This window comes from Thiohalospira halophila DSM 15071, assembly GCF_900112605.1.
Classification (GTDB): Bacteria; Pseudomonadota; Gammaproteobacteria; order Thiohalospirales; family Thiohalospiraceae; genus Thiohalospira; species Thiohalospira halophila.
Window position 1 is genome coordinate 765,404 of record NZ_FOMJ01000001.1, and the last position, 23,632, is coordinate 789,035.

General features: G+C 68.3%; 22 protein-coding genes. 7 read left to right on the forward strand and 15 right to left on the reverse strand.

What is annotated here, in order from left to right; genetic code table 11:
- Positions 1-132: 132 nt before the first annotated feature.
- The 3 genes from BM272_RS03685 to BM272_RS03695 all read left to right on the forward strand — a co-directional run bounded on the left by BM272_RS03685 (position 133) and on the right by BM272_RS03695 (position 4,012).
- A complete protein-coding gene (locus BM272_RS03685) occupies positions 133-1,752 on the forward strand; it encodes a methyl-accepting chemotaxis protein (protein ID WP_093427368.1) in 1,620 nt (539 codons plus the stop codon).
- 27 nt (positions 1,753-1,779) lie between these two features.
- Positions 1,780-2,559, forward strand: coding sequence for a zinc transporter ZupT (gene zupT, locus BM272_RS03690; RefSeq protein WP_093427369.1), 780 nt, complete (start codon positions 1,780-1,782; stop codon positions 2,557-2,559).
- Between the two features lie 94 nt (positions 2,560-2,653).
- Positions 2,654-4,012, forward strand: coding sequence for a UDP-glucose dehydrogenase family protein (locus BM272_RS03695; RefSeq protein ID WP_093427370.1), 1,359 nt, complete (start codon positions 2,654-2,656; stop codon positions 4,010-4,012).
- A gap of 30 nt (positions 4,013-4,042) precedes the next feature.
- On the opposite strand, the gene pseI is transcribed toward BM272_RS03695, so the two are convergent.
- A complete protein-coding gene (gene pseI / locus BM272_RS03700; protein WP_093427371.1) occupies positions 4,043-5,080 on the reverse strand; it encodes a pseudaminic acid synthase in 1,038 nt (345 codons plus the stop codon).
- A 199-nt stretch (positions 5,081-5,279) separates the two neighbouring features.
- Here pseI and BM272_RS03705 point away from each other — a divergent pair, with 199 nt between their 5' ends.
- The gene (locus BM272_RS03705; protein WP_093427372.1) at positions 5,280-6,287 is read left to right on the forward strand and encodes an NAD-dependent epimerase; all 1,008 of its coding nucleotides are present in this window, start codon (positions 5,280-5,282) and stop codon (positions 6,285-6,287) included.
- Between the two features lie 151 nt (positions 6,288-6,438).
- Here BM272_RS03705 and cysQ read toward each other — a convergent pair whose 3' ends face one another.
- The 3 genes from cysQ to aroC are packed head-to-tail and all read right to left on the reverse strand — an operon-like array spanning position 6,439 to position 9,542.
- Complete coding sequence (gene cysQ, locus BM272_RS03710; protein ID WP_093427373.1) at positions 6,439-7,248, reverse strand: 3'(2'),5'-bisphosphate nucleotidase CysQ; 810 nt, start codon at positions 7,246-7,248, stop codon at positions 6,439-6,441.
- A 28-nt stretch (positions 7,249-7,276) separates the two neighbouring features.
- On the reverse strand, positions 7,277-8,449 hold the full coding sequence (locus tag BM272_RS03715; RefSeq protein WP_205407737.1) for an MFS transporter: 1,173 nt from the start codon (positions 8,447-8,449) through the stop codon (positions 7,277-7,279).
- Positions 8,450-8,462: 13 nt separating this feature from the next.
- Positions 8,463-9,542 carry a chorismate synthase gene (gene aroC, locus BM272_RS03720; protein ID WP_093427374.1) on the reverse strand — a complete coding sequence of 360 codons (1,080 nt, stop codon included), beginning with the start codon at positions 9,540-9,542 and terminating at the stop codon, positions 8,463-8,465.
- A gap of 136 nt (positions 9,543-9,678) precedes the next feature.
- Here aroC and BM272_RS03725 point away from each other — a divergent pair, with 136 nt between their 5' ends.
- Entirely contained in the window at positions 9,679-12,045 is a 2,367-nt protein-coding gene (locus BM272_RS03725; RefSeq protein ID WP_159433012.1) for an EAL domain-containing protein, read from the forward strand.
- A gap of 13 nt (positions 12,046-12,058) precedes the next feature.
- Here the strand turns inward: BM272_RS03725 and BM272_RS03730 are convergent, their stop codons facing one another.
- A complete protein-coding gene (locus tag BM272_RS03730; RefSeq protein ID WP_093427376.1) occupies positions 12,059-12,910 on the reverse strand; it encodes a pentapeptide repeat-containing protein in 852 nt (283 codons plus the stop codon).
- 119 nt (positions 12,911-13,029) lie between these two features.
- On the opposite strand from BM272_RS03730, the gene fliK reads away from it, so the two are divergent.
- Both fliK and BM272_RS03740 read left to right on the forward strand, forming a co-directional pair.
- Positions 13,030-14,349, forward strand: a complete 1,320-nt coding sequence (gene fliK, locus BM272_RS03735; RefSeq protein ID WP_093427377.1) for a flagellar hook-length control protein FliK — start codon at positions 13,030-13,032, stop codon at positions 14,347-14,349.
- Positions 14,349-14,666: an EscU/YscU/HrcU family type III secretion system export apparatus switch protein gene (locus tag BM272_RS03740; RefSeq protein WP_093427378.1), complete on the forward strand. Its 318-nt coding sequence runs from the start codon at positions 14,349-14,351 to the stop codon at positions 14,664-14,666. The genes fliK and BM272_RS03740 overlap by 1 nt, the downstream gene beginning before the upstream one ends.
- 7 nt (positions 14,667-14,673) lie before the next feature.
- Here the strand turns inward: BM272_RS03740 and BM272_RS03745 are convergent, their stop codons facing one another.
- From BM272_RS03745 to cheY, 10 genes are all read right to left on the reverse strand, one after another.
- Positions 14,674-15,072 (reverse strand): DUF2802 domain-containing protein, encoded by a 399-nt coding sequence (locus BM272_RS03745; RefSeq protein WP_093427379.1) that lies wholly within the window; start codon positions 15,070-15,072, stop codon positions 14,674-14,676.
- 4 nt (positions 15,073-15,076) lie between these two features.
- Complete coding sequence (locus tag BM272_RS03750; protein ID WP_093427380.1) at positions 15,077-15,568, reverse strand: chemotaxis protein CheW; 492 nt, start codon at positions 15,566-15,568, stop codon at positions 15,077-15,079.
- 81 nt (positions 15,569-15,649) lie between these two features.
- Entirely contained in the window at positions 15,650-16,393 is a 744-nt protein-coding gene (locus tag BM272_RS03755) for a chemotaxis protein CheW (protein ID WP_093427381.1), read from the reverse strand.
- A complete protein-coding gene (locus tag BM272_RS03760; RefSeq protein WP_093427382.1) occupies positions 16,390-17,184 on the reverse strand; it encodes a ParA family protein in 795 nt (264 codons plus the stop codon). Before BM272_RS03760 ends, BM272_RS03755 begins: the two co-directional genes overlap by 4 nt.
- On the reverse strand, positions 17,184-18,104 hold the full coding sequence (gene motD, locus BM272_RS03765; RefSeq protein ID WP_093427383.1) for a flagellar motor protein MotD: 921 nt from the start codon (positions 18,102-18,104) through the stop codon (positions 17,184-17,186). Before motD ends, BM272_RS03760 begins: the two co-directional genes overlap by 1 nt.
- A 12-nt stretch (positions 18,105-18,116) precedes the next feature.
- Positions 18,117-18,860 carry a flagellar motor protein gene (locus BM272_RS03770; protein ID WP_093427384.1) on the reverse strand — a complete coding sequence of 248 codons (744 nt, stop codon included), beginning with the start codon at positions 18,858-18,860 and terminating at the stop codon, positions 18,117-18,119.
- The gene (locus BM272_RS03775) at positions 18,860-19,948 is read right to left on the reverse strand and encodes a protein-glutamate methylesterase/protein-glutamine glutaminase (protein WP_093427385.1); all 1,089 of its coding nucleotides are present in this window, start codon (positions 19,946-19,948) and stop codon (positions 18,860-18,862) included. Before BM272_RS03775 ends, BM272_RS03770 begins: the two co-directional genes overlap by 1 nt.
- Positions 19,949-20,015: 67 nt before the next feature.
- Positions 20,016-22,295 carry a chemotaxis protein CheA gene (locus BM272_RS03780; RefSeq protein ID WP_093427386.1) on the reverse strand — a complete coding sequence of 760 codons (2,280 nt, stop codon included), beginning with the start codon at positions 22,293-22,295 and terminating at the stop codon, positions 20,016-20,018.
- Between the two features lie 12 nt (positions 22,296-22,307).
- On the reverse strand, positions 22,308-23,081 hold the full coding sequence (locus BM272_RS03785) for a protein phosphatase CheZ (RefSeq protein ID WP_240307992.1): 774 nt from the start codon (positions 23,079-23,081) through the stop codon (positions 22,308-22,310).
- A 17-nt stretch (positions 23,082-23,098) separates the two neighbouring features.
- Complete coding sequence (gene cheY, locus BM272_RS03790) at positions 23,099-23,488, reverse strand: chemotaxis response regulator CheY (RefSeq protein ID WP_093427387.1); 390 nt, start codon at positions 23,486-23,488, stop codon at positions 23,099-23,101.
- Between the last annotated feature and the right edge of the window lie 144 nt (positions 23,489-23,632).

Consider the following 23,632-nt stretch of genomic DNA (forward strand, 5'->3'; position numbering starts at 1 on the left):
CGACTTTCCATGACTCCAGACAACTTTTAACTGGTGTCACACCCTGCCGGGCTTTGGCATAAGCGGTTGCCGCGGTACCAAGGTCCGGACTACCCTGTCACCAATCACTGACCGACCAAAGGGAATTAACCCGTGCTCATCAAACCCACGATTGGCCGCAAACTCGCCCTGGCCTTCGGCTCCATCACCCTCGTGCTCATCCTGGTCGGTATCGTCGCCTGGGCCACCCTGGGGACCATGGACCGGAAGCAGGGACACGCCAATGAACTCCTGGACCAGACCCTCTTCCAGGCGGAGAAGGAGATCGACCACCTGGCCTGGAGCAATGAGCTGGCGAATTCCCTGATCCGCCGCGAACCCTTCTCCGGCGAACTGGACCCGGAACAGTGCGCATTCGGCCAGTGGTACCAGGATTTCGCAGAATCCGACCTCTACGCGCGGCTGCCGGATGCCTACCACGGGCACTTCGAGGCACTGAACGCCCCCCACCGCGCTCTCCACAACTCGGCGCGGGAGATCAGGGACCTCGAACAGGCCGGGCGTTACGTGGAGGCGGAATCGGTCTATACCGAGGAAACCCAGAAGCATCTGGGCGAGCTCCGCGGCACCTTCGGCGAACTGCAGAAAGTCCTCCTGGAAGAGGAGAAGGCTGCGGTCGCCTCGGCCAACGAGCAGGCGAACACCGCGCGCCAGGTCATCCTCGGCGGGATCCTGCTGGCCGCCCTCCTGGCCGCCGGCCTCACGGTCCTCATGACCCGCCAGGTCACTACCCCCGTGTACGCCCTGCGCACCAAGCTCGACCACCTGGCCGACGGCCACCTGGACACCGACCCGGTGGAGGTCAAGACCCACGACGAGATGGCCGAGGCGGCCCGGGCGGTTAACACCATGGAGGCGAGCTTCCGCCAGCTGGTGGGCAGCGTGCTGGAATCGGTCCAGCAGCTGGTCCAGTCCACCCGCCGACTGTCCGATCTCTCCCACGAAACGCTGGAGAGCGTGGAGGAACAGCGTAACGAGACCGATCAGGTGGCCACGGCCACCAACGAGATGGCCTCCACCGCCGAGGAGATCGCCCGCAACGCCAACCAGGCCTCGGATGCCGGCCAGGAGGTCACCCAGAGTGCCCGCAATGGGGCCTCCCAGGCGGGGGATACGCGCCAGGCCATCGAGGAGCTCAACCGCGCCATTGGCGATGCCGCGGAGCGAATCCGGAACGTGGAGAGCGAGAGCGAGGCCATCGGGTCGGTCATCGACACCATCAACGAGATCGCCGGCCAGACCAATCTCCTGGCCCTGAATGCCGCCATCGAGGCCGCCCGCGCCGGGGAATCCGGTCGCGGCTTCTCGGTCGTGGCCGAAGAGGTCCGCAACCTCGCCAACCGTACCCAGGAATCCACCGGCGACATCCAGCAGAAGATCGAGGGGCTCCAGCAGGGCGTCCAGTCGGCCGTCTCCACCATGGAGAACGCCACCGAGCAGGCCACCCGCGGGCGCGACCTCACCGGCGAGACCACCGAGGCCCTGCAGTCCATCGCCTCGCGCATCGACGAGATCGAGGCGATGTTCTCCCAGATCGCCACGGCCACCGAGGAGCAGACCAGCGTGGCCGAAGAGATGAACCAGAACGTCACCCGGATCAACGACCGCGCCAGCACCAACGACAACAAGGCGCGGGAGGTGGAGGAGGTCAGCAAGCGGCTCGCCGAACTCACCCACTCGGTGCAGGAGCAGCTCAACCACTTCCGGTTCTAGCCGGGACGGGACAGCCGGGAACGCGGGATGGAATCCGCAGCGGTCACCGCCCTCGCCCTCACCACCGTGGCCGGCCTTGCGACCGGCCTGGGCGGGGTGGCCGCCCTCTTCATCCGCCGGGATCAGCACGCCTTCCTGGCGGTGAGTCTGGGCCTCTCGGCCGGCGTAATGATCTACATCTCCTTCGTGGAACTCTACGCCGATGCGGTGGAGTACATCGGTGGTGAGAACGGCGAATGGATCGCGACAACCGCCTTCCTGCTGGGCATGGTGGCCACCGCGATCATCGACGGCCTGGTCCCCGAGGGCGAGAATCCCCACCAGGCACGCAGCCTGGAGAGCATCCGCGAGGATCCGCGACTCCTCCGGCTGGGCACACTGGCCGCCCTGGCCATCACCCTGCACAACTTCCCCGAAGGGATGGCCACCTTCATCGCCGCCCTGACCGATCCGGTAGTAGGCAGTTCAGTCGCCCTGGCAGTAGGCCTGCACAACATCCCGGAGGGGATCGCCGTCGCCATTCCCCTCTTCTACGCCACAGCCCGGCGGGGTCGGGCCGTGGGGCTCGCCTTCCTCTCCGGCCTCGCCGAGCCTCTGGGCGCCCTGGCCGCCTTCCTGGTCCTGCGCCCCTTCCTGGATGACGCCCTGATGGGGATCGTCTTTGCGGCCGTGGCCGGGATCATGGTCTTCGTCTCCCTGGACCAGCTGGTACCCAATGCCAAGCTCTACGGCCGGGGCCATCAGTCGGTCTACGGACTCGTGGGCGGCATGGCCCTCATGGCGACACTGCTCAACCTGGCAGGCTGAGCTTCCCCGAATGAGCCGGGCCCGCCTATACCGGCCCCCGGCCCTGACGTACAATGCGCCCCTTTGAAACGGGGTCTTCCAGGGAGCGAACGGCATGAACGTGACGATCTTCGGCTCGGGCTACGTGGGGCTGGTTACCGGTACCTGTCTCGCCGAGATGGGCAACGACGTGGTCTGCGTGGATGTGGACCAGCGCAAGATCGAGATGCTCGAGCGCGGCGAGATCCCCATCTACGAGCCGGGCCTGGAGTCCATGGTCCACGAGAACACCGCCGCCGGTCGCCTGCGCTTCACCACCGACATCGCCGACGGCGTGGCCCACGGCCTGTTCCAGTTCATCGCCGTGGGGACCCCGCCGGACGAGGACGGCTCCGCCGACCTCCAGTACGTCCTAGCCGTCGCCCGCTCCGTGGGTGAGCACATGGACGACTACAAGGTCATCATCGACAAGTCCACGGTGCCGGTGGGCACCGCCGACCGGGTGCGCGAGGCGGTCTCGGAGACCCTGACCCGCCGCGGCGCCGAGCTGGAGTTCGACGTGGTCTCCAACCCCGAATTCCTCAAGGAGGGGGCGGCCATCGACGACTTCATGAAGCCGGACCGGGTCATCGTCGGCACCGACAACCCCCGGACCACCGAGCTCCTGCGCGCCCTCTACGCCCCCTTCAACCGCAACCACGACCGGCTCATCGCCATGGACATCCGCTCGGCGGAGCTGACCAAGTACGCCGCCAACGCCATGCTGGCGACCAAGATCAGCTTCATGAACGAGCTCTCCAACCTGGCGGACCGGCTGGGCGCCGACATCGAGGCGGTGCGCAACGGCATCGGCTCCGACCCGCGCATCGGCTACTCCTTCATCTATCCCGGGGCCGGCTACGGCGGCTCCTGCTTCCCCAAGGACGTCAAGGCGCTGGAGCGCACTGCCCGGGACGTGGGCTACGAGGCCGAGCTGCTGAGCGCCGTGGAGGCGGTGAACGACCGCCAGAAGTCGGTCCTCTTCAACAAGCTCCACGCCCACTTCGGCGGCGCGCTGGCCGGCAGGACCATCGCCCTCTGGGGGCTGGCCTTCAAGCCCAACACTGATGACATGCGGGAGGCCCCGGCGCGGGTCCTGATGGAGTCGCTGTGGCAGGCCGGCGCCCGGGTGCGGGCCTTCGACCCCGAGGCCATGGAGGAGACCCACCGGATCTACGGCGAGCGCGACGACCTGGCACTGGTGGAGGGGCCGGAGGCGGCCCTGGAGGGGGCCGATGCCCTGGTGGTCATCACCGAGTGGCACCCCTTCCGCAGCCCCGACTTCGCCCTGGTGAAGGAGCGGCTGAAGCAGCCGGTGGTCTTCGACGGCCGCAACATCTACGACCCCGCCTACATGGCCGGCCAGGGCTTCACCTACTACGCCATCGGCCGGCCGCCGGTGGGGGACGCCGTGGCCGACCGGCGCGCCGACTGAGGCCCGTCGGGCCGGGAGTCTCCCGAGTCGCTACTCCACCAACTCCCAGCTCGCGGGCGTCCCGCGGGCGATGGCCTGGCGGGCCCGCCGGCCCAGGAAGGCCTGGCGCTCCGACGGCGGCGCCCCGTAGCCCGGGCGGATGGCCCGGATGTGGTCCTCGGTGATGGTCTCACCGGCGGCGATGTCGGCCACGAAGTAGAGCGACCGGCGAAAGGCCATGCTCCCCTGCTCCGAGGGACTGCGCTCATAGCTCACCTTCCCCAGCGCCTGCCACGCCGTCCAGGCATCCCGGCACAGGGCGGCCAGCTCCGCCGGCTCCAGTGAGAAGTCGTCGTCCGGCCCGCCACCGGCCCGATCCAGGGTGAAGTGCTTCTCCACGATGGTCGCCCCCAGCGCCACGGCCGCAATGGCGGTGGTATTGTCCCGGGTATGATCGGAGAGCCCGGCCACCACGGAGAATCGCCGGGCCAGGTCCGGTAGCGTTCGCAGGTTGTACTCCGCGGGTTCCGCCGGATAGGCACTGACGCAATGGAGCAGTGCCAGGTCGTTACACCCCGCCTCCCGCGCTGTCGCCACCGCCGTGGCAATCTCCTCGGCGTCGGCCATCCCGGTGGAGAGGATCACCGGCTTGCCGGTGGCCGCCACGCGCTGGATGAGCTCCAGGTCCACCGCCTCGAAGGAGGCGATCTTGTAGGCGGGACAGTCCAGCCCCTCCAGGAAGTCCACCGCCGTCGCGTCGAAGGGCGAGGAGAAGGCGATGAGCCCCCGCTCCCGGGCCCGCTGGAAGAGCGCCTCGTGCCACTCCCAGGGGGTGTGGGCGCGCTCGTAGAGCTGGTAGAGGCTCTCCCCCGCCCAGCGCCCCGCCTCGATGAAGAACTCCGGCCGATCGACGTCCAGGGTCATGGTATCCGGCCGATAGGTCTGGAGCTTGATGGCATCGGCGCCCGCCTCGGCGGCCGCATCCACGATGGCCAGCGCGCGCTCCAGGCTGCCGTCATGGTTCGCCGAGAGTTCCGCCACCATCAGGGGCGGGTGGCCGTTCCCGATGGGGCGGCCCGCGATGCTCATGGCGGTATGGGTTCGCAAGGGGGCTCCTCCCGGCTTCCTTGGCCGGCGTGGGGACTGGCGCGCAGTATCCGGACCGCGCCGGCGATGTCAAATCAAGGAGCCCGCAAGCCGGTCCATCTGCTCGGAAATCCGGCTCCATGAACCAGCGCTCTGCGCTACAATGCGGGCCCCATACGAACAGCGGCAAGGGAGCCCACCAATGCGCGTCCTGGTTACCGGCACCGCCGGCTTCATCGGCAATGCCCTCGCCCTGCGCCTGCTCGAGCGCGGCGACGAGGTCGTCGGCGTGGACAACGTCAACGCCTACTACGACCCGGTCCTCAAGGAGAACCGTCTCAACCGCGTCCGCGATTACGACGGCTTCACCGAGGAGCGGGTGAGCCTGGAGGACCGGCCGGCGGTGGAGCGGGTCTTCCGCGAGCACCAGCCCCAGCGGGTGGTGAATCTCGCCGCCCAGGCCGGGGTGCGCTACTCCCTGGAGAATCCCCACGCCTACGTGGACGCCAACATCGTCGGCTTCACCCATATCCTGGAGGGCTGCCGCCACAACGGGGTGGAGCACCTGGTCTTCGCCAGCTCCTCCTCCGTCTACGGCGCCAACACCGAGATGCCCTTCTCGGTCCACCACAACGTGGACCACCCCCTGAGCCTCTACGCCGCGAGCAAGAAGGCCAACGAGCTCATGGCCCACACCTATTCCCATCTCTACCGGCTACCCACCACCGGCCTGCGGTTTTTTACCGTCTACGGCCCCTGGGGCCGGCCGGACATGGCGCTGTTCCTGTTCACCAGGAAGATCCTGGCGGGCGAGCCCATCGACGTCTTTAACTACGGCAACCACCGGCGGGACTTCACCTACATCGACGACATCGTCGAGGGGGTGCTGCGGAGCCTGGACCACCCGGCCGAGCCCAACCCCGACTGGGACGGCGCCGCCCCGGACCCGGGCACCAGCGCGGCCCCCTACCGGATCTACAACATCGGCGCCCACCAACCGGTGGAGCTCATGCGCTACATCGAGGTGCTCGAGGAGAACCTGGGCAAGAAGGCGGAGAAGAACCTGCTGCCGCTGCAGCCCGGGGATGTCCCGGACACCTACGCCGATGTCGCCGACCTCAAGGCCGACGTGGGCTACGAGCCCACCACGCCGGTGGAGACCGGCGTGGCGAACTTCGTGGCCTGGTACCGGGACTACTACCAGGTCTAGGGGCGAAGATACCCGACGAGTGGTGCCGGCCCCTGATGCCAGGTCGTCGGCAGCAGGGATGCTGCCGTCGAGCCGACAGGGAGGTCTTTACGGCGTACCTGGCAGCAGGGGCCGGCACCACCCGCCCCGGGGGTACGCGAAGCCCTGAGGGCTACGCCTTGCCCAGGACCCGCGGCAGCGGCCCGGTCCAGGCTGGATCCAGCCGGCTGGCGGTGATGAAGTAGGGGTTGAGGATGGTCTCGCGCCAGTTGTAGGTGAGCGGCTCGAGATCGGTGTCCACCACCACGCCGCCGGCGGCGCGGACCACGGCGTGGGCGGCGGCGGTATCCCACTCCGAGGTGGGGCCCAGGCGGGGATAGAGGTCGGCGGCCCCCTCGGCCACCAGGCAGAGCTTCAGGGAACTCCCCATGCTCACCAGCTCCGCCTCGCCCAGGGCGTCCACCAGGGCCTGCACCTCCGGGGTGGCGTGGGAGCGGCTCCCCACCACCCGCCAGGGCCGGCCGGCCACCGGATCCGCCACGCGGATGGCCATGGGCGGCCGCGCCCCGTCCCGGCGGCTGGCGCCGTTGCCGTCGCCCAGGTAGGTCCGGCCCAGGGCCGGGGCGTGGACCACGCCGGCCACCGGCTCCCCCTCCTCCACTAGCGCGATATTCACGGTGAACTCGCCGTTCTTGTGGAGGAACTCCTTGGTCCCGTCCAGGGGGTCCACCACGAACAGGCGGGACCAGTGTGCGCGCTCGGCGTAGGGGATCTCCGCCCCCTCCTCGGAGAGCACCGGAATATCCGGGTAGGCCTCCGCCAGGGCCTCGGCGATGATCCGGTGGGCGGCGCGATCCGCCTCGGTGAGCGGGGAATCGTCGGCCTTGGTCTCCACCCCCTGATCCGCCCGGTGGTAGACGTCCAGGATGGCCTCGCCGGCACGGTGGGCGATGGCGTCCAGGGTTTCCAGTAGCTCGGCCATGGATGCTCCTATCGACAATGGTTTCGGTTCATTCTACGGCAGCCGGCGCCCGTTGGCCCATCAGCCGGGGGACCGCGAGGAGGGCGAGTATCCCCCCCAGTGCGGCCATCCCGGCAGCGCCGGCAAAGGTGACTGCCGCCCCGGCGCCATCCCAGAGCAGGCCGCCGTAGAGGCTGCCCAGCGCCCCGCCGGCGCCGAAGCCCAGGCTGGAGTAGAGCGCCTGCCCCCGGCCCTGGAGGCGGCCCCGGAAGATGCGGTGGACCAGGGCAATGGCCACGGCGTGGTAGAGGCCGAAACTCGCGGCGTGGAGGAGCTGGGCGCCCACCACCAGGGAGACGCTACCGGGAAAGAGCGCCAGGACCAGCCAGCGCAGGGTCGCCAGGGAAAAGGCGAGGACCAGCAGTGGGGTCAGGCGGAAGCGGCCCATGATCCGGTGCATCACCAGGAACATGACCACCTCCGCGGCCACGCCCAGCCCCCAGAGCAGGCCGGTGGACCAGCCACGGTAGCCGACGTCGGCCATGTAGAGGCTGAAGAAGGTGTAGTAGGGGCCGTGGCTGGCCTGCATGAGCAGGCAGGCGGCCAGGAAGGCGATGACCGCCGGTTGGCGCAGGACGCGTCCCAGTCCCTCTTCTCCCTCCCCGGTCGCGTGGGCCGGCGGCGCCTCGGGCGCGGTGAGGCTGGTCACCCAGATGGCCGCCAGCCCCAGGCCCACGGCCCAGGGGACCAGGGCGGCACCGACACTGTCCATCAGGGGCCCCAGCCCGGTGGCGGTGAGGATGAAGCCCACCGAGCCCCACAGCCGGATGTGGCTGTAGCGCGCCTCCTCCCCCCGGAGGTGGTTGAAGGTGTTGGCCTCGAACTGGGCCAGTACGGCGTTCCAGAAGAAGGAGAAGGCGAGCATCACCGCCGCCAGCGACCAGAAATCGTGAGCTGTGGGTACGAAGGCAAAGGCGGCCAGCCCCAGCAGGCTCCCGCTGCGCACCCACGGCATGCGCCGGCCGCTGCGATCGGCCAGCCAGCCCCAGAAGTTGGGGGCGACGATCTTGGTCCCCATGACCAGGGCCATGAGGCCGCCGATCTCCGCCGAGGAGAAGGCGAGGTGGTCCAGGTAGACCGGCCAGTAGGGGACCAGCGTCCCCAGCACGGCGAAGTAGAAGAGGTAGAAGGCCGAAAGGCGGCCGTAGGGGATCCCGCTCATGGGTCGCCCCCGTTCAGGAGCGGCGCGGGTCGCGTTCCGGGTTCTGGGCCCGGTGGCGCAGGGCGTGGTCGGCCAGGACCAGGGCGACCATGGCCTCGGCGATGGGAGCCGCCCGGATCCCGACACAGGGGTCGTGGCGCCCCTTGGTGACCACCTCCACCGGCTGGCCGTCGGCATCCACGCTCTGGCCCGGGATCAGGATGCTGGAGGTGGGCTTCAGGGCGATGTCCGCGGTAAGCGGCTGCCCCGAGGAGATCCCGCCGAGGACCCCGCCGGCATTGTTGGAGAGGAAGCCCTCGGGGGTCCGCTCGTCCCGGTGCTCGCTGCCGCGCTGCTCGACGCTGGCGAAGCCGGCGCCGATCTCCACCCCCTTCACGGCGTTGATGCTCATCAGCGCACGGGCCAGGTCGGCATCCAGGCGGTCGAAGACCGGCTCACCCCACCCCGCCGGCAGACCGTGGGCCTCCACGTGGACCCGGGCCCCGATGGAATCGCCCGACTTGCGCAGGGACTGAAGGTACTCCTCGATCTCCTCGACCCGGTCGGGGTCCGGGAAGAAGAAGGGGTTCTCCGGCACCGCCGACCAGTCCATCTGCCCGGCGGTGATCCCGCCGATCTGGGTGAGGCAGCCCTGGAGGGTGACGCCGTAGTCCCGGGCCAGCATCTGCCGCGCGACGGCCCCGGCAGCTACCCGGGTGGCCGTTTCCCGAGCCGAGGAACGCCCCCCGCCGCGATAGTCGCGGATCCCGTACTTGGCGTCATAGGAGGCATCGGCATGGCCCGGCCGATAGCGCCGGGCGATGTCCGAGTAGTCCCTGGAACGGGCATCGGTATTGCGGATGAGCAGGCCGATGGGCGTCCCGGTGGTCACCCCCTCGAAGACGCCGGAGAGAATCTCCACCTCGTCCGTTTCCCGGCGCTGGGTGACATAGCGCGACGTTCCCGGCCGGCGCCGATCCAGGTCGGCCTGGATGGTCGCCGCGTCCAGGGGGACCCCCGGGGGGCAGCCGTCGATGGTGCAGCCGATGGCCGGGCCATGGCTCTCGCCGAAGGTGGAGACGACGAAGAGTCGCCCTGTGTGATTTCCGGACATGCCCCCATTCTAGCGCGAAGGCGCCGCGCCGTCTCGCCGGTTTGACACCCCCCGGGCGGTGTGCGAAAACCGACCAGTCTGGATGGTTTTGGAGTCTCTCCAGCCCCTCGAAGGGCTGGAGGTTATAACAAATACAATGTCCGTCAATCGCACACAACTCGCCCTCGGCCTGGGGTTCGTGGGTGTCCTCACCCTCATGGCCGTCCTGGTCCTGGTCGCAACCCTCCGGATGGGGGAGATCCACCAGCGGCTGGAGACCATCGTCGAGCACCACAACACCAAGAAGGAGCTGGTGCGGACGATGTACACCACGGCCCGGGAGCGGGTCGTCACCCTGCAGAGCCTCATCAACCAGGCCGACCCCTTTGAACGGGAGGAACTCCACCGGGAGTTCCTGGAACTGGCCTCGCACTTCATCCAGGCACGCAGCCGCTTCCGGACCATGGCACTGGATGCCACCGAGCGCCGCCTCCTGGAGGCTCAGGGGGAGGCCACCAGTCGGGTCCGCCCCCTCCATCTGCAGGCCGTGGAGCTGGCACTGTCGGGCCAGCGGGATGCCGCGCGCCGGCTCACCTTCAATCGTGGTCTGCCCGGACAGGACCAGGTACTGGGCACCCTGGAACGGCTCTCCGAACACCAGGACTCCGAGAGCGAGCGCGCCCTGGACAGCGCCTCCGCGGCCTATGCCGAGGCATGGTGGCTCCTGCTGGGTGGCGGCGGAGCTGCTCTGCTCCTCGGGGGGGTCATCGCCGCCGGGGCCCTGTTCGGGGTCAGCCGCTCCCAGCGAGAGCTGGAGCGCGAGAAGGAGCGGGTACAGACCACTCTCCACTCCATTGGCGATGGCGTCATCACCACCGATGCCGGCGGCGTCATCGACTACCTCAACCCGACGGCGGAAGAACTCCTGGGGATCCAGGCGCAAGAGACCCTCTCCCGTCCGCTGGAGGCCATCTTCGCGCTGGAGGATGAATCCACGGGCCGGCGCCTGGAACATCCGGTGCGCGAGGCCATGCGCGAGAACAGCACCCTCTGCTCGGCCCTGCCGTCGGCCCTGGTCCGCCCCGATGGTGAGCATCACCCCATCGAGCACACGGCCGCACCCATCCGCGGGGATGCCGAACACGTGGTAGGGGCCGTCCTCATCTTCCGCGACGTGAGCGAGATGCGGCGCCTCTCCCGCCAGCTCTCCTATCAGGCCAGCCACGACGCCCTCACCGGCCTCATCAACCGCCGCGAATTCGAGAGCCGCCTCCAGGGCGTCCTGGAGAGCGCCCATAACGACGGTGCCGAGCATGCCCTCTGCTACCTGGATCTGGACCAGTTCAAGCTGGTCAACGACACCTGCGGCCACGCGGCCGGTGATGAACTCCTCAAGCAGCTGGCCGAGCGCATTCGCAGTCGAGTGCGCTCCTCCGATACCGTGGCGCGCCTGGGCGGGGACGAGTTCGGCATCCTCCTGGAGAGCTGCCCCCTGGACCGGGCGCGGACCATCGCCGAGGAGCTCCGGGAGACGGTGCGGGTCTTTCGCTTCGTCTGGGACAACCAGTCCTTCGAGGTGGGCGTGAGCATCGGCCTGGTCCCCATCGATAGCGACAGTGGTGGCCTGGTGGGGCTGCTGGCGGCGGCCGACGCGGCCTGCTACGTCGCCAAGGATCGGGGTCGGGGGCGCATCCATGTCTATCAGAGCGACGACGCCGACCTGGAGCGCCACCACGGGGAAATGGAGTGGGCTCAGCGCCTGCGCCTGGCGCTGGACGAAGATCGCTTCTGCCTCTACTGCCAGCCCTTCCGTACCCTGAATCCGGCGCTCGACGACGGATTCAGCGAGGTCCTTCTCCGTCTGCGCCAGGAGAACGGGGAGATCGTCCCGCCCATGGCCTTCATCCCGGCCGCGGAGCGCTACAGCCTCATGCCGGCCATCGACTACTGGGTGGTGGACCGCGTGATCCGGCTCCTGGAGAGCAGCGCCACCCCCTTTGGCGCCAAGGAACGGCTCTCCGTGAATCTCTCCGGCCAGAGCCTCTCCGATCCCGCCACGCTTCAGCAGTTGCTGGAGCGGCTGGACGAGAGCGCAGTCGATCCACGCCGACTCTGCTTCGAGATCACCGAAACCGCTGCGGTAGCCAACCTCAGCGCCGCCAGCGAGTTCATCGGTGAGCTTCACGATCGGGGATGCTGCATCGCCCTGGACGACTTCGGTAGCGGCCTCTCCTCCTTCGCCTACCTGAAGCACATGCCGGTGGACCTGCTGAAGATCGACGGCGCCTTCATCCGGGACATGCTGGAGGACCCCACCGACCGCGCCTTTGTGGAGTCCATCAACCAGATCGGCCACATCATGGGGATCCAGACGGTGGCGGAATTCGTGGAGAACGACGCCCTCATCGAGGCCCTGGAGGAGATGGGCATCGATTACGGCCAGGGCTTCGCCATCGGCCACCCCACGCCACTCCCGGCCGCAGAGCCGCCGCTGGAGGCGGGGGCAGACACCGCCCGGGCCTAGGCGGACCCGGCGCTCAGTCGCACTCCCCCACGGACTCCGGCGCGCAGGTACGACCGTCCACCCAGATGGCATTCCCCAACGGGACCCCGCTCAGGTCCACCCGCTCCAGGCGGGCGCCGCGCAGATTCGCGTAGGCCATATTGGCCCCGGCCACTCGCGCCCGGTTCAGTCGCACGCCCCGGAGATCGGTACCGAACAGACGCGCGCCCCGAAGGTTGGCACCGGCGAGGTCAGCACCCCCCATCAGGGCGAAGGAAAGATCGGCCCCTTCCAGATTGGCCCCGCGCAGATCCGCCCGCTGCAGACCGGTCTCGCGCATGCGCGAACCGCTGAGGTCCTTGCCGATGAGTTCGGCCCCGGCCCGATCGCAGTAGCTCCAGTCCACTCCCGGCGCCGGCGCCGCAGCGCAGTCCGGTGTCGGCGGCTCATCGCGAGGGGAGGCCCACCAGGCAAGACCGATGATGCCGGCCACCACGGCGGCTGCCACGCCGATGCGCCAGACACCGCGGTTTCCCTTCTCGCCGAAGGCCTGACGGTGCAGCGCCCGCATGCGTTGTCGCGCGGGGCCGACCTCCTCCCGCCGTTCCACCTCGAAGGAAGCCGGGTCGTGTTCGACCCGTTCATCCGCCCAGCGCCGGGCCGCCTCCAGCCGCTGGAGGTTGTAGGGGTCGGAGAGATCGGCCTGCAGGACCTCCGGGACCAGCTCGTCGGCCCAGTCGTCCACTCGGCCCCATTCCTCACCGTCGGGGCTGACCGAATCCTCCCGGCGGACCCGCCCCAGGAGGATCCAGCGCTGGATCTGCCCCGCCGGGAAGGGCCCCTCGGCCACACCGTCCCGCCATAGATACCAGATGGGATGTTCCATCACCTGCCCTTGAGTTTTACGCCTGGACGCCGCCAATATGCGGGAATCACTTCCTACCACGCAGCATAGGTCCCCGCGGCGCCGGAAACCAGCACCCGGGACCCTACGCGGGAGTTGCCATGGAGATCCAGCGTCCCGATACCCGACCGGGGACGGGACAGACCCTGACCCTGCGCCAGGCCAGTTCCGAGACCGGACGCAGCAACTGGCAGACCGGCCAGCTCCTCCGGGCCACGGTGACCTCCTTCACCGCGGACGGCCGGGTCAATCTGCGTGTGGACAATACGCCCATGCAGTCCAACCAGCCGGCCGGCGGCCTGCGCGCCCAGCCCGGCCAGAGCCTGCAGATGCAGGTGGTCCAGGGCGGGAAACAGCCGGTCCTCCAGGTACTCCAGGGGCCCGCCCAGCCGGATCAGATCGCCCGCGCCGCTGCCCGGGAGGCTCTGCCCCGACAGCAGCCTCTGGACCAGGCCCTGCAGCGGGTGGCCGGCCAGCTCCGCTCCCTGGCGGAGCAGTCCGGCCAGACCGAGACCGGCCGGGCGGCGCGGCAGGTCCTCAACAGCCTCCCCGGGGGCGAGCGGCTGTCCAGCTCCGAGGGCTTCCGCCAGGCCCTGGCCAACTCCGGCCAGTTCCTGGAGAACAAGCTGGGACGCCAGGCCGCCGGGGGTGGTACCGATGGCACCGCCCTGAGCCGCGATCTCAAGGGGGCGCTGCTGCGCCTTCTGACCAACCTCCGCAGCGCCGGGACCCAGACGGGGTCTGCGCCCGCCCGTGGCGGTCCGCCTGCGGGTGGCGGCAACCCCTCTGCCGCGAATCCCACTCCGGCCAACCCGCCAGCCACCGGCTATACCGCTCGGGGCCAGGCCGTGGGCGGGGGCAATCCGGCCACCGCTAGCGGGGCCGCCCCTGCGGGTGGCACGACGGCAGCGGCTGCCGCGAGCAGTCTGGCCGGAGAGGCCGCCGCGCGGGGAGCAGACCTGGCTCGCAACCTGGAGGCGGGCCTGGCTCGCATCCAGCTCAACCAGGTGGGGTCCACCGCCGGCTCGGAGAGCCAGCGGCCCACCTGGCAGCTGGAACTCCCCTTCCGGGGACCGGACGGCGAGGTCCAGTCTCTGGCCGTGCGCATCGAGAACGAACGCCAGGGCGACGGCGAGTCCGTTGCCCCCTTGTGGACGGTGAACCTGCGCTTCGAACTGGAGCGGCTGGGAGCCATCCGGGCCGGCATCACCCTGGTTGGCGGCGCCCATGTCTCCGTCGGCCTCTGGGCGGAGGAGCCGGAGACGGTGGCCCTGTTCGAGGAGCATCTGGAGGAGCTCCGGACGCGCATGGCGGAGGCGGGGCTCACCGTGGGCCACGTCGGCGTCCGCCAGGGTGAGGCGCCGGCCCCCGGGCCCGGTACCGACGACCTGGATGGCCCTCTGGTGGACGAGGAGGCGTAATGGCCGAGGATGGCGAGGAACAGCGCCCGCCGCGCGCCGTAGCCCTGCGCTACGACGGCCAGAGCGCTCCCCGGATCACGGCCAAGGGGGCCGGCGAGACCGCCGAGGCGATCCTCCGCCTGGCGGAAGAGAACGGGATCCCGCTCCACGAGGACCCCGACCTGGTCACGCTCCTGGCCCAGCTGGAGCTGGGCCAGGAGATCCCCACCAACCTCTACCAGGCGGTGGCCGAGGTCATCGCCTTCGCCTACCTGATGTCGGGGAAGGAGCCGCCCCTCCCCGGGGCGGGGCGGGACGAGGAGGAAACCGGGGAATAGCGGCCGGCTACTCCTCCAGCCGGTGGAGCATGGTTACCAGCTCGGCCTCGCCGCGGGTCAGGCCGCAGACCTCGATGAGTTCGTTCATGTCGGAGCCGCGGCGCGCCATGCGGATGGCCTGCTGGTAGGACTGGTGGGCGGGGTCGTTGAGATCGAGCTGGTCCTGGCGCTCGGCCAGCTGGGTGAGCTGGCGCTCCAGCCGCATGACCCGCTCCCCGACCCCCACGGCGGCGGAGACCAGCGCCCGCATGTCCCCCCGGACCACCTCGGCCTCCCGGGCCAGCCGGGTCCGCTCTCGGCGCATGGCCAGCAGTGCCACTACCGCCATCACCAGAGCGACGAGGGAGAGGGCGAGCGCACCGCCAAGGATCACGCTGCTGGGGACGGCAAACGGCAGGCCTGACATGGGGTCAGACGTTGGCCACGTCCTGCCACTCACTATCGGAGAGGAGCTTGTCCAGGTCCACCAGGATCAGGAGATGGCTGTCGCGGCTGGCGACCCCCTGGATATACTTGGAGGACTCGTCGTTGCCGACGTTGGGGGCGGTCTCGATCTCCGAGGCGCGCAGACGCATGACCTCGGAGACGCTGTCCACCAGGATACCGACGGTCTGCTCGGCCACCTCGAGGATGAGGATCCGGGTGTCGTCGTCCACCTCCCGGGGCGGCAGCGCAAAGCGCTTGCGGGTGTCCAGGATGGTCACCACGTTACCGCGCAGGTTGATGATCCCGAGGACGTAGTCGGGGGCACCAGGGACCGGCGTGATCTCGCTGTAGCGCAGGACCTCTTTCACCTGCTGGACCGGCACGCCGTACTTTTCATCTTCCAGATGGAAGGTCACCCACTGGGTAACCGGATCGTCGGCGTCCGATACGTGCGCTTCGGCGTCGATGGTCTCCATGGCGCTCCCTCGAAGGTCGGTTTTTCGCCCATTGTAATCATATTACCCCGGCAGCCACAGCCCTCTTACCGGGGTGACCGGTCAACCGGCGGCTTCTTCCTGACCATGGACCAGCAGATGGGCCAGGCCGCAGGCATCGAGCAGGGCGCACTTGCGCTCGATGACCGTCCCGGCCAGCCATTTCCGCTTGGTCCGGGAGGTCCGCCAGCGCACGTTGTCCGGCTCCAGGGTGATGACCTCGTCCACGCCGTCGCAGGCAAGGCCGTAACGGCCATCGTCGATGAGAATGATCCGGCGCTGCTGGCACTCGTCCGGCTGATAGCGCTCCCGGATCCGTTCCGGGACCACCAGCTGCGCCAGTTCGATCACCGGGACATTCTGCCCCAGGTGGTGCACCAGTCCGAGATACCAGGGCGAATGGTTGGGAAGCGCCGTAATGCTCTCGGGCCACTCCAGCACGCCGGACAGTTCCGCCAGCGGGATGGCCATGGTCAACCCCGAGAGATTGAAAAGGAGCGCCTGAAAGGGCTGCTCGCCCCACTCCGGCATTCCCTCCCAGGGGTCGGATTCGGTCTCCGACGGGATGACTGCCGGCAGATTGGGCGTCTCCGCCTCCATGGCCGGGGCGGGTGCCGGGGCCGCCTCGGCCTCCGGCGCGGGAGTCTGCCGGGCCTCGGCCATTCCCTGGGTCGGCTCCGGCGCATTTTCCAGGGCGGGTGCCGGTGCGGCCTCCTCCTCCCCCCGAACCTGCAGCAGCGACTCGAGATAGACACCCAGGGCATCCTTCTCCGCGCTCAGGGTGCGACGGCTGTCGCGGCGACTCATTTCTCCTCCTGCCTCGGCGTATCGTCCTGGCGCATGAGGAATTCCAGCAGCCCGTCATACGCCCGCACTCCGCGGGAGCTGGGGGCGATGGTCGGCAGCGGCAGCCCTCGCTTGCTCGCCTCCCGGAAGCGGTTGTCCACCGGGATCACGCCCTCCCAGAGGGTGTCGGGATAGGCCTCGCGCAGGACGTCGAGGCTGTCCCGGGCGGCGCGCGTCCGCCGGTCGAAGAGGGTCGGCACAATGGTATAGGGCACCGGCTTGCGCGACGCGCGCTGAATGAGTTCCAGGGTATGCACCATGCGCTCCAGCCCCTTCCGGGCCAGGTACTCGGTCTGGACGGGCACCAGGAGCCGATCACAGGCGGCCAGGGCGTTGACCATGAGGACGCCGAGGACCGGGGGGCAGTCGATGACCACGTACTCGAACATCCCCTCCAGCTGGCGCAGGGAGCGATTCATCACCAGCCCCATCCCCTCCTGGGCCCCCAGCTGGCGGTCCAGGGTAGCCAGGGCCGTGGAGGCCGGCATGAGCTGCAGTCCGTCGACACCGGTGGACCGGAGGACGGCCTCCGGTTCCAGCTCGTGGCCGATGCTCTCCTGCTGGAAGAGGGAGTAGATGCTGTGCTCCAGGGTATCCGGGTCATAACCGAAGTAGGCGGAGAGGGAGCCGTGGGGATCCATGTCCACCAGCAGGGCCGACTTGCCGCGTCGCGCCAGGCTCCCTGCCAGGGTCACGGCCGTAGTGGTCTTGCCCACGCCCCCCTTCTGATTCGCCACCGCCCAGACTTGCATCACTCCCCCCGACCCTGCTGCCCAGAGTTGTTGTCCGATGTCCGGAAGCGGACATCGGAACCATCCGTCCCCGTGGGTGCGTTCCCTGCGCCCGACGCGCCTGATGAGGAGGTACCGGACGGGGCATCGCCCTCCTCCGCTGCCTCGTCCAGATCTTTCCGGAGCGGCCGTTTCTCCAGTACCAGGACGACCCGGCGATTCTTCTCCCGGCCCTCAGCAGTATCATTGTCCGCAACCGGGCGTTCGGCGCCGTATCCCACGGCCGACAGGCGTTCGGACCCTACACCCCCGCTGGAGAGCAACCGGACCACGGCCGCCGCCCTTGCCGCCGACAGTTCCCAGTTGGAGGGGTAGCGGTCGGTCTCGATGGGCCGGCTGTCCGTGTGCCCCTCCACCTTCACCGGGAAGGGGAGCGGTTCCAGGATGTTTCCCATGGCCTCCAGGATGGGCACGGCGGCCTCGGTGGGCGTCGCCCCGGCCGAGTCGAAAAGGGCGCTGGTATCGATCTCGATCTCGACGAAGTTCCGATCCTCGGAGACCGATAACAGCCCCTCGTCCACCAGCGGCTTCATCTCCTCGGAGACCTCCTCCTTCATCCGGTCTACCGACTGCTCTGCCGGGCTGGTCATGTTGTTCTCGTTCATCGCACTGGTGGTCCGTCCGATGCGTTCGGTCTGCTGCATCTCCGGGGAATTGGCCGCCATGCCCGGGTCGCCCATCTGGATGGGGCTCAGGGTCCGGGCATCGGTCTGAAAGGCGGAGTTCAGGGTATCCGAGAGGATACGGTATTTCCCCTCGTTGACCTGCGAGATGGAGTACATCACGACGAAGAAGGCGAACAACAGCGTAATGAAGTCCGCGTAGGAGACCAGCCAGCGTTCCAGGTTCTCCGGCTCTTCGGGTGGTTTCTTCCGCGCCATGTCCGGCTCCCCCTACTGGGCGGTGTACCCCTGCAGCTTGACCTCGATATTGCGCGGGTTCTCGCCCTCGGCAATGGAGACGATCCCCTCCAGCACCATCTCCCGGAAGCGCGTCCGTTCATGCACCACGGCCTTGATCTTGTTGGCCATGGGGAGGAGGACGATGTTGGCAATGCCGACCCCGTAGATGGTCGCCACGAAGGCCGTCGCGATCCCGGCCCCGAGCTTCTCCGGGTCGCCCAGATTCTCCATGACGTGGATAAGCCCCATGACCGCGCCCAGGATACCGATGGTGGGCGCATACCCACCCATGGCCTCGAAGGTCTTGGCGCCCGCCAGTTCGAACTGCTCCTTGGAGGTCACTTCGGTCTCCAGGATGGTCCGGATGCTCTCCGGCTCACTGCCGTCCACCAGGAGCTGGAGGCCCTTGCTGGCGAAGGGATCGCTCTCGGTCTCCTCCACCGCCTCCAGCCCCAGGAGGCCCTCCTTGCGGGCGACGTTGCTCCACTCGATGATCTTGTCGATGGCCTCCTGGGGGTCGTGCTGGGGCGGCACGAAGATCCAGCTACTCGAACGCAGGGCCTGGATGTAGACCGGCAGCGGGCTCTGGATCAGCGAGGCACCGAAGGTCCCGCCGAAGACGATAAGGGCCGCCGGTGCGTTGAGCAGGCTTCCCACATGGCCCCCCTCCAGGGCCTGCCCCACCAGCATGGTCACCAGCGCCAGTATCAGCCCGATGGGGGTCAGGAGATCCATCAGCGCACTTCCTCCGAGATCGCCGGGCCCACGTCGTCCAGCGAGAGGACACGGCTGGTGATCCCGGCCTCGGCCACGGCCGCCGGCATGCCGTAGACCACGGAGGAGGCCTCGTCCTGGGACCAGATGGTCGAGCCGGCATCCTTGAGCATGCGCGCCCCTTCGCGCCCGTCGGCGCCCATGCCGGTGAGGACCACCCCGAGTACGCTACCACCGAAGGCGCGGGCGGCCGAGCCGAAGGTGATATCCACCGACGGCTTGTAGGTCATGTTCGGGTCGGCCTCCTCGATGCGGACCCGCGCGGGCCCGCCCGGGCGGCGGCGCTCCACCAGCATCTGCTGGCCACCGGGTGCCAGCAGCGCCAGTCCCGGCTCCAGGGCATCCCCGTCCGCGGCCTGGCGGACCCGTATCCGGCAGCTATTGTCCAGGCGCTGGGCGAAGGCCGGCGTGAAACTCCCCGGCATGTGCTGAACCACGACCAGAGGCACGGGGAAATCCGCGGGCAGCGCAGTCAGGACGCGCTGGAGGGCCACGGGCCCCCCGGTGGAGGTCCCGATGGCCACCAGCTCCACCTTGCCTGACGAGGGAGCCGGTCGAGCCGGCGGGGGTTTCGGCGCCGGACTGCTGGGCCGGACCGGCGCCGGAGGCGGCCCTTTGCTCGCCGACTCTTCCTCGCGCCGGGCCGTTCGGCCCTTGGCGCCGACGGTAAAGACCCGGGAGCGGAGCTGGCGAACCGCCTCCTCCCGATTGCCGGAGAGGTCATCCAGCCGCTTGGGCAGGAAGTCGAGCGCGCCGGCCTCCAGCGCCTCCAGAGTCGGTTTCGCACCCTCCGTAGTGAGGGAGGAGAACATCAGAACCGGGGTGGGGTTCTTCTCCATGATCCGCCGAACGGCGGTGATGCCGTCCATGACCGGCATCTCGATGTCCATGGTGATGACATCGGGCTTGAGTTCGGCGGTCCGATCCAGCGCTTCCTGGCCATTGCCGGCCTCCCCCACGACCTCGATGCGCGGGTCGGCGTCCAGGATCTCGACGATCCGTCGCCGGAAGAAGCGGGAGTCATCGACCACCAGCGTGCGAACGGGCATCAGCGTCTTACTCCCAGCCTGCGGGGATGGCGCTCACGGCCCCGCCGAGCACACCATCCGTCCTTGTTCAGTGCTGAAACCGGACGCGCCGGGCGTAACGCTTGAGCAGCCCCGGCACGTCGAGAATCAGGGCGATGCGGCCATCACCGGTAATGGTGGCGCCAGCGAGCCCGTCCACGTGCTCCAGCAGCGCCCCCAGGGGTTTGATGACCACCTCTTCCTGGCCGATCAGGGAATCGACCACGAAACCGAGCTTCTGACTTCCCACCTGGACGACCACGACGTGGGACTCGCCATCCCCCTCCTCGCTCTTCGCCTTCCGGCCGCTCTCATCGACCAGCCACTCGGAGAGGTAGAAGAGCGGCATGGCGTGCTCGCGCACCATGACCACCTGCTGGCCGTCGACGACGTTGGTCTCTTCCAGGTTCAGGTCGAAGATCTCGGAGACGTTGACCAGCGGCAGCGCGAAGGTCTGGTTGCCCACCACGATCATCAGGGTCGGGATGATGGCGAGGGTCAACGGCACCTTGACGTTGATCCGCGTCCCCTCGCCCAGCGCCGAATCGATATCCACCGAACCGTTGAGCTGGGCGATCTTGGTCTTGACCACGTCCATCCCGACCCCGCGACCGGAGACGTCGGATATCTCGGTCTTGGTGGAGAAACCGGGATGGAAGATCAGGTTGTAGGCCTCCTTGTCGTCCAGCCGGTTGGCAGCCTCGGTATCCATGAGTTCCTTCTCCACCGCCTTGCGCCGGAGCTTGTCGGCATCCATCCCGGCGCCGTCGTCGGTGATGGAGAGCAGGATGTGATCCCCCTCCTGCTGGGCCGAGAGCTTCACCGTCCCCGCGCGCGGCTTGCCGATGCGCTCGCGCTCGTCCGGCGGCTCGATGCCGTGGTCCACGGAATTGCGGACCAGATGGACCAGGGGATCCGACAGCGCCTCCACGAGGTTCTTGTCGAGATCGGTCTCCTCGCCCTCCATCTCGAGGTTGATCTCCTTCTCGAGACTCCGGGAGAGGTCCCGGATGACGCGGGGGAAGCGGCCGAAGACCTTCTTCACCGGCTGCATGCGCGTCTTCATGACCGACTGCTGGAGGTCACCGGTAACGACGTCGAGATTGCTCACCACGGAGGTGATCTCGCCGTTGCCCAGCTTGGCCTCGAGATTCACCAGGCGGTTCCGGACCAGGACGAGCTCCCCGACCATGTTCATGATCTCGTCGAGACGCTGGGTATCCACGCGGACCGTGGTCTCGCCCTGCTGCTGGTGGCCGTCGCCGCCGGCCTTCTTGCCGGCGTCACCACCCTTGCCCCCGTCTCCACCACCGTGGTCTCCGCCCTTGCCGCCCTGGGCGGGCTTGGCGGCACCCTCGGATTTGCTTGTCTCGGCCGGCTGCCCGGACTCGGCGCTGCCGGCGGCCGGGCCCGATTGCTCGGCAGCGGGTGCCGCGCTCTCGGCCTCTCCGGAGGCGCCTTCCGCCCCCTCGACGGCGGGCGGAGCCCCGTCCACACCGGGTGCCTTGCCGTCGCCGTAGAGCTGGTCGAGGAGCTCTTCGAACTCCTCTTCGTCGATCTCTTCGTCGCTTCCGCTGGAGGACTCGCCGGCCCCGGCCTCCTCTTGCGTCTTCTCCTCGGCCTCCGGCACCCCTTGGTGTTTGCCCTGACCGTGGAGCTGGTCCAGGAGGGCCTCGAATTCTTCCTCGCTGATATCCTCGTCGGAGCCACTGCTCCCGGACTGGCTCGTGCCGCCCTCATCGATGGCATCCAGCAGGGTCTCGAACTCGGCGTCGGTGATGTCCTCACCGCCCCCGGCCTGCTTGCCTCCCTCGGCGGCAGCCGCCTCCGAGGAGTCCGCCCCGGCGGCGGATGCCGCAGTCTCCGCCCCGCCGGAGCCGGCCTCATCGGAGGAGGAGGCCTCACCGGAGGAGGAGGCGGCCTCGCCTCCGCCGCTGCCCGCCGGCTGCGCCAGCTCCTCGAGCTTGCTGAGCAGCTCCGGGTCGGCGGATTCGGGCATCTCTCCGCCACGGACCGTCTCGAACATGTCGTTGAGGATGTCCAGCGCCCGCAGGATGACGTCCATGAGCTCGGAATCCACCGGCCGCTCATGGTTGCGCACGATATTGAAGACATCCTCGGAGCGGTGGCAGAGCTCCACCAGCGGGGTCAGACCGACGAAGCTGGCCCCGCCCTTGATGGTGTGGAATCCGCGGAAGACCGAATGGAGCAGGTCATCGTCATCCGGCCGCTGTTCCAGCTCCACCAGCTGTTCCTGGAGCGATTCCAGGATTTCGCCTGCCTCAACCAGGAAGTCCTGGAGGATTTCGTCATCCGCGTCGAAAGCCATACAACCCCAATCCTAGAAACCGAGACTCGACAGGAGTTCGTCCACTTCGTCCTGACCGCTGACGGCCTCATCGGCATCCACGCCGGGGACCTGGGGCCCCTGGGCCTCGATGCCCGACCGCTGCTGTTCTTCGTCACTGGCCTGTCTGGCCCCCTGGGAACCGCTGGAAGACTCGGAGGAGCCGGAGATCCGGATAAGTTCCACCAGGTTGCCTTCGACCTCTTCCACCAGGCTGATCACGCGGTGGATGATCTGACCGGTGAGGTCCTGGTAGTCCTGAGCCATCAGGATCTCGTTGAGATTCGACTTGAGCTTGACCAGCTCATCCCCGGAGCTGGCCAGATGGCTCCGGATGGCGCGGCTCAGGGCGCGGAACTCCTCGGCGGAGAGCTCGCGGCGGAGGAAGCGCTGCCACTCCCGGTCGATCTCGGAGACGTTGTTCTGGAGCTCGTCACACAGCGGAATGGACTCCTCGACGGCGTTGAGGGTCCGGGTTGCTGCCTGGTCGGTCATGGAGACGACGTAGCGCAACCGGTCCCGGGCGTCGGGGATCTCCTCCTCCGCCAGCGTGGAGATCCGGGTATCCAGCTGGAAGCTGTTGAGCGAGTCGTGCAGGTCCCGGGTCAAGCGCCCGATCTGCTGGAACATCTCGCTCTCGCGCATGCGGGTGAGGCCGTCCACCGTGGCATTGGCGGCTTCCTCGTCGCCGGCTTCCAGCTGGGCCACCAACTGACGAGCCAGCTCGAGATATTCGGCGTTGTTCCCCATCCCTGCTTCGTTATCCATGGTGATCTCCCCGACGACTAGCCGTTATCCACACGCTCGAAGATCTTGCCGATCTTCTCGTCGAGGGTATGGGCCGTGAACGGCTTGACGATGTAACCGTTCACGCCCGCCTTCGCCGCTTCCACGATCTGGTCCTTCTTCTGCTCGGCGGTCACCATCAACACGGGCAGGGACTGCAGCTTGGGGTCGGCACGGACCTCCTTGAGGAGATCCAGGCCGTTCATCCCCGGCATGTTCCAGTCGGTCACCAGGAAGTCGAAATCCCCCTTCTGGAGCTTGGGCAGCGCCGTCTGACCGTCGTCCGCCTCATCGGTGTTATTGAAACCGAGGTCCCGCAGAAGGTTCTTGATAATCCGTCGCATCGTGGAGAAGTCGTCCACGATGAGGATTTTCATGTTCTTGTCCAAGATTTCCCTCCAGTACCGCTACCTTGGCGCGCCGACTGCGGCGGATTCGCCGTGGGACATGCCCGGCGTTATATCATGCCCCCGGCCGCTCGTCACCGAGAAGCCCCACCCGGATCACGGTTGGCAGTGTAACAGACGCTTCCA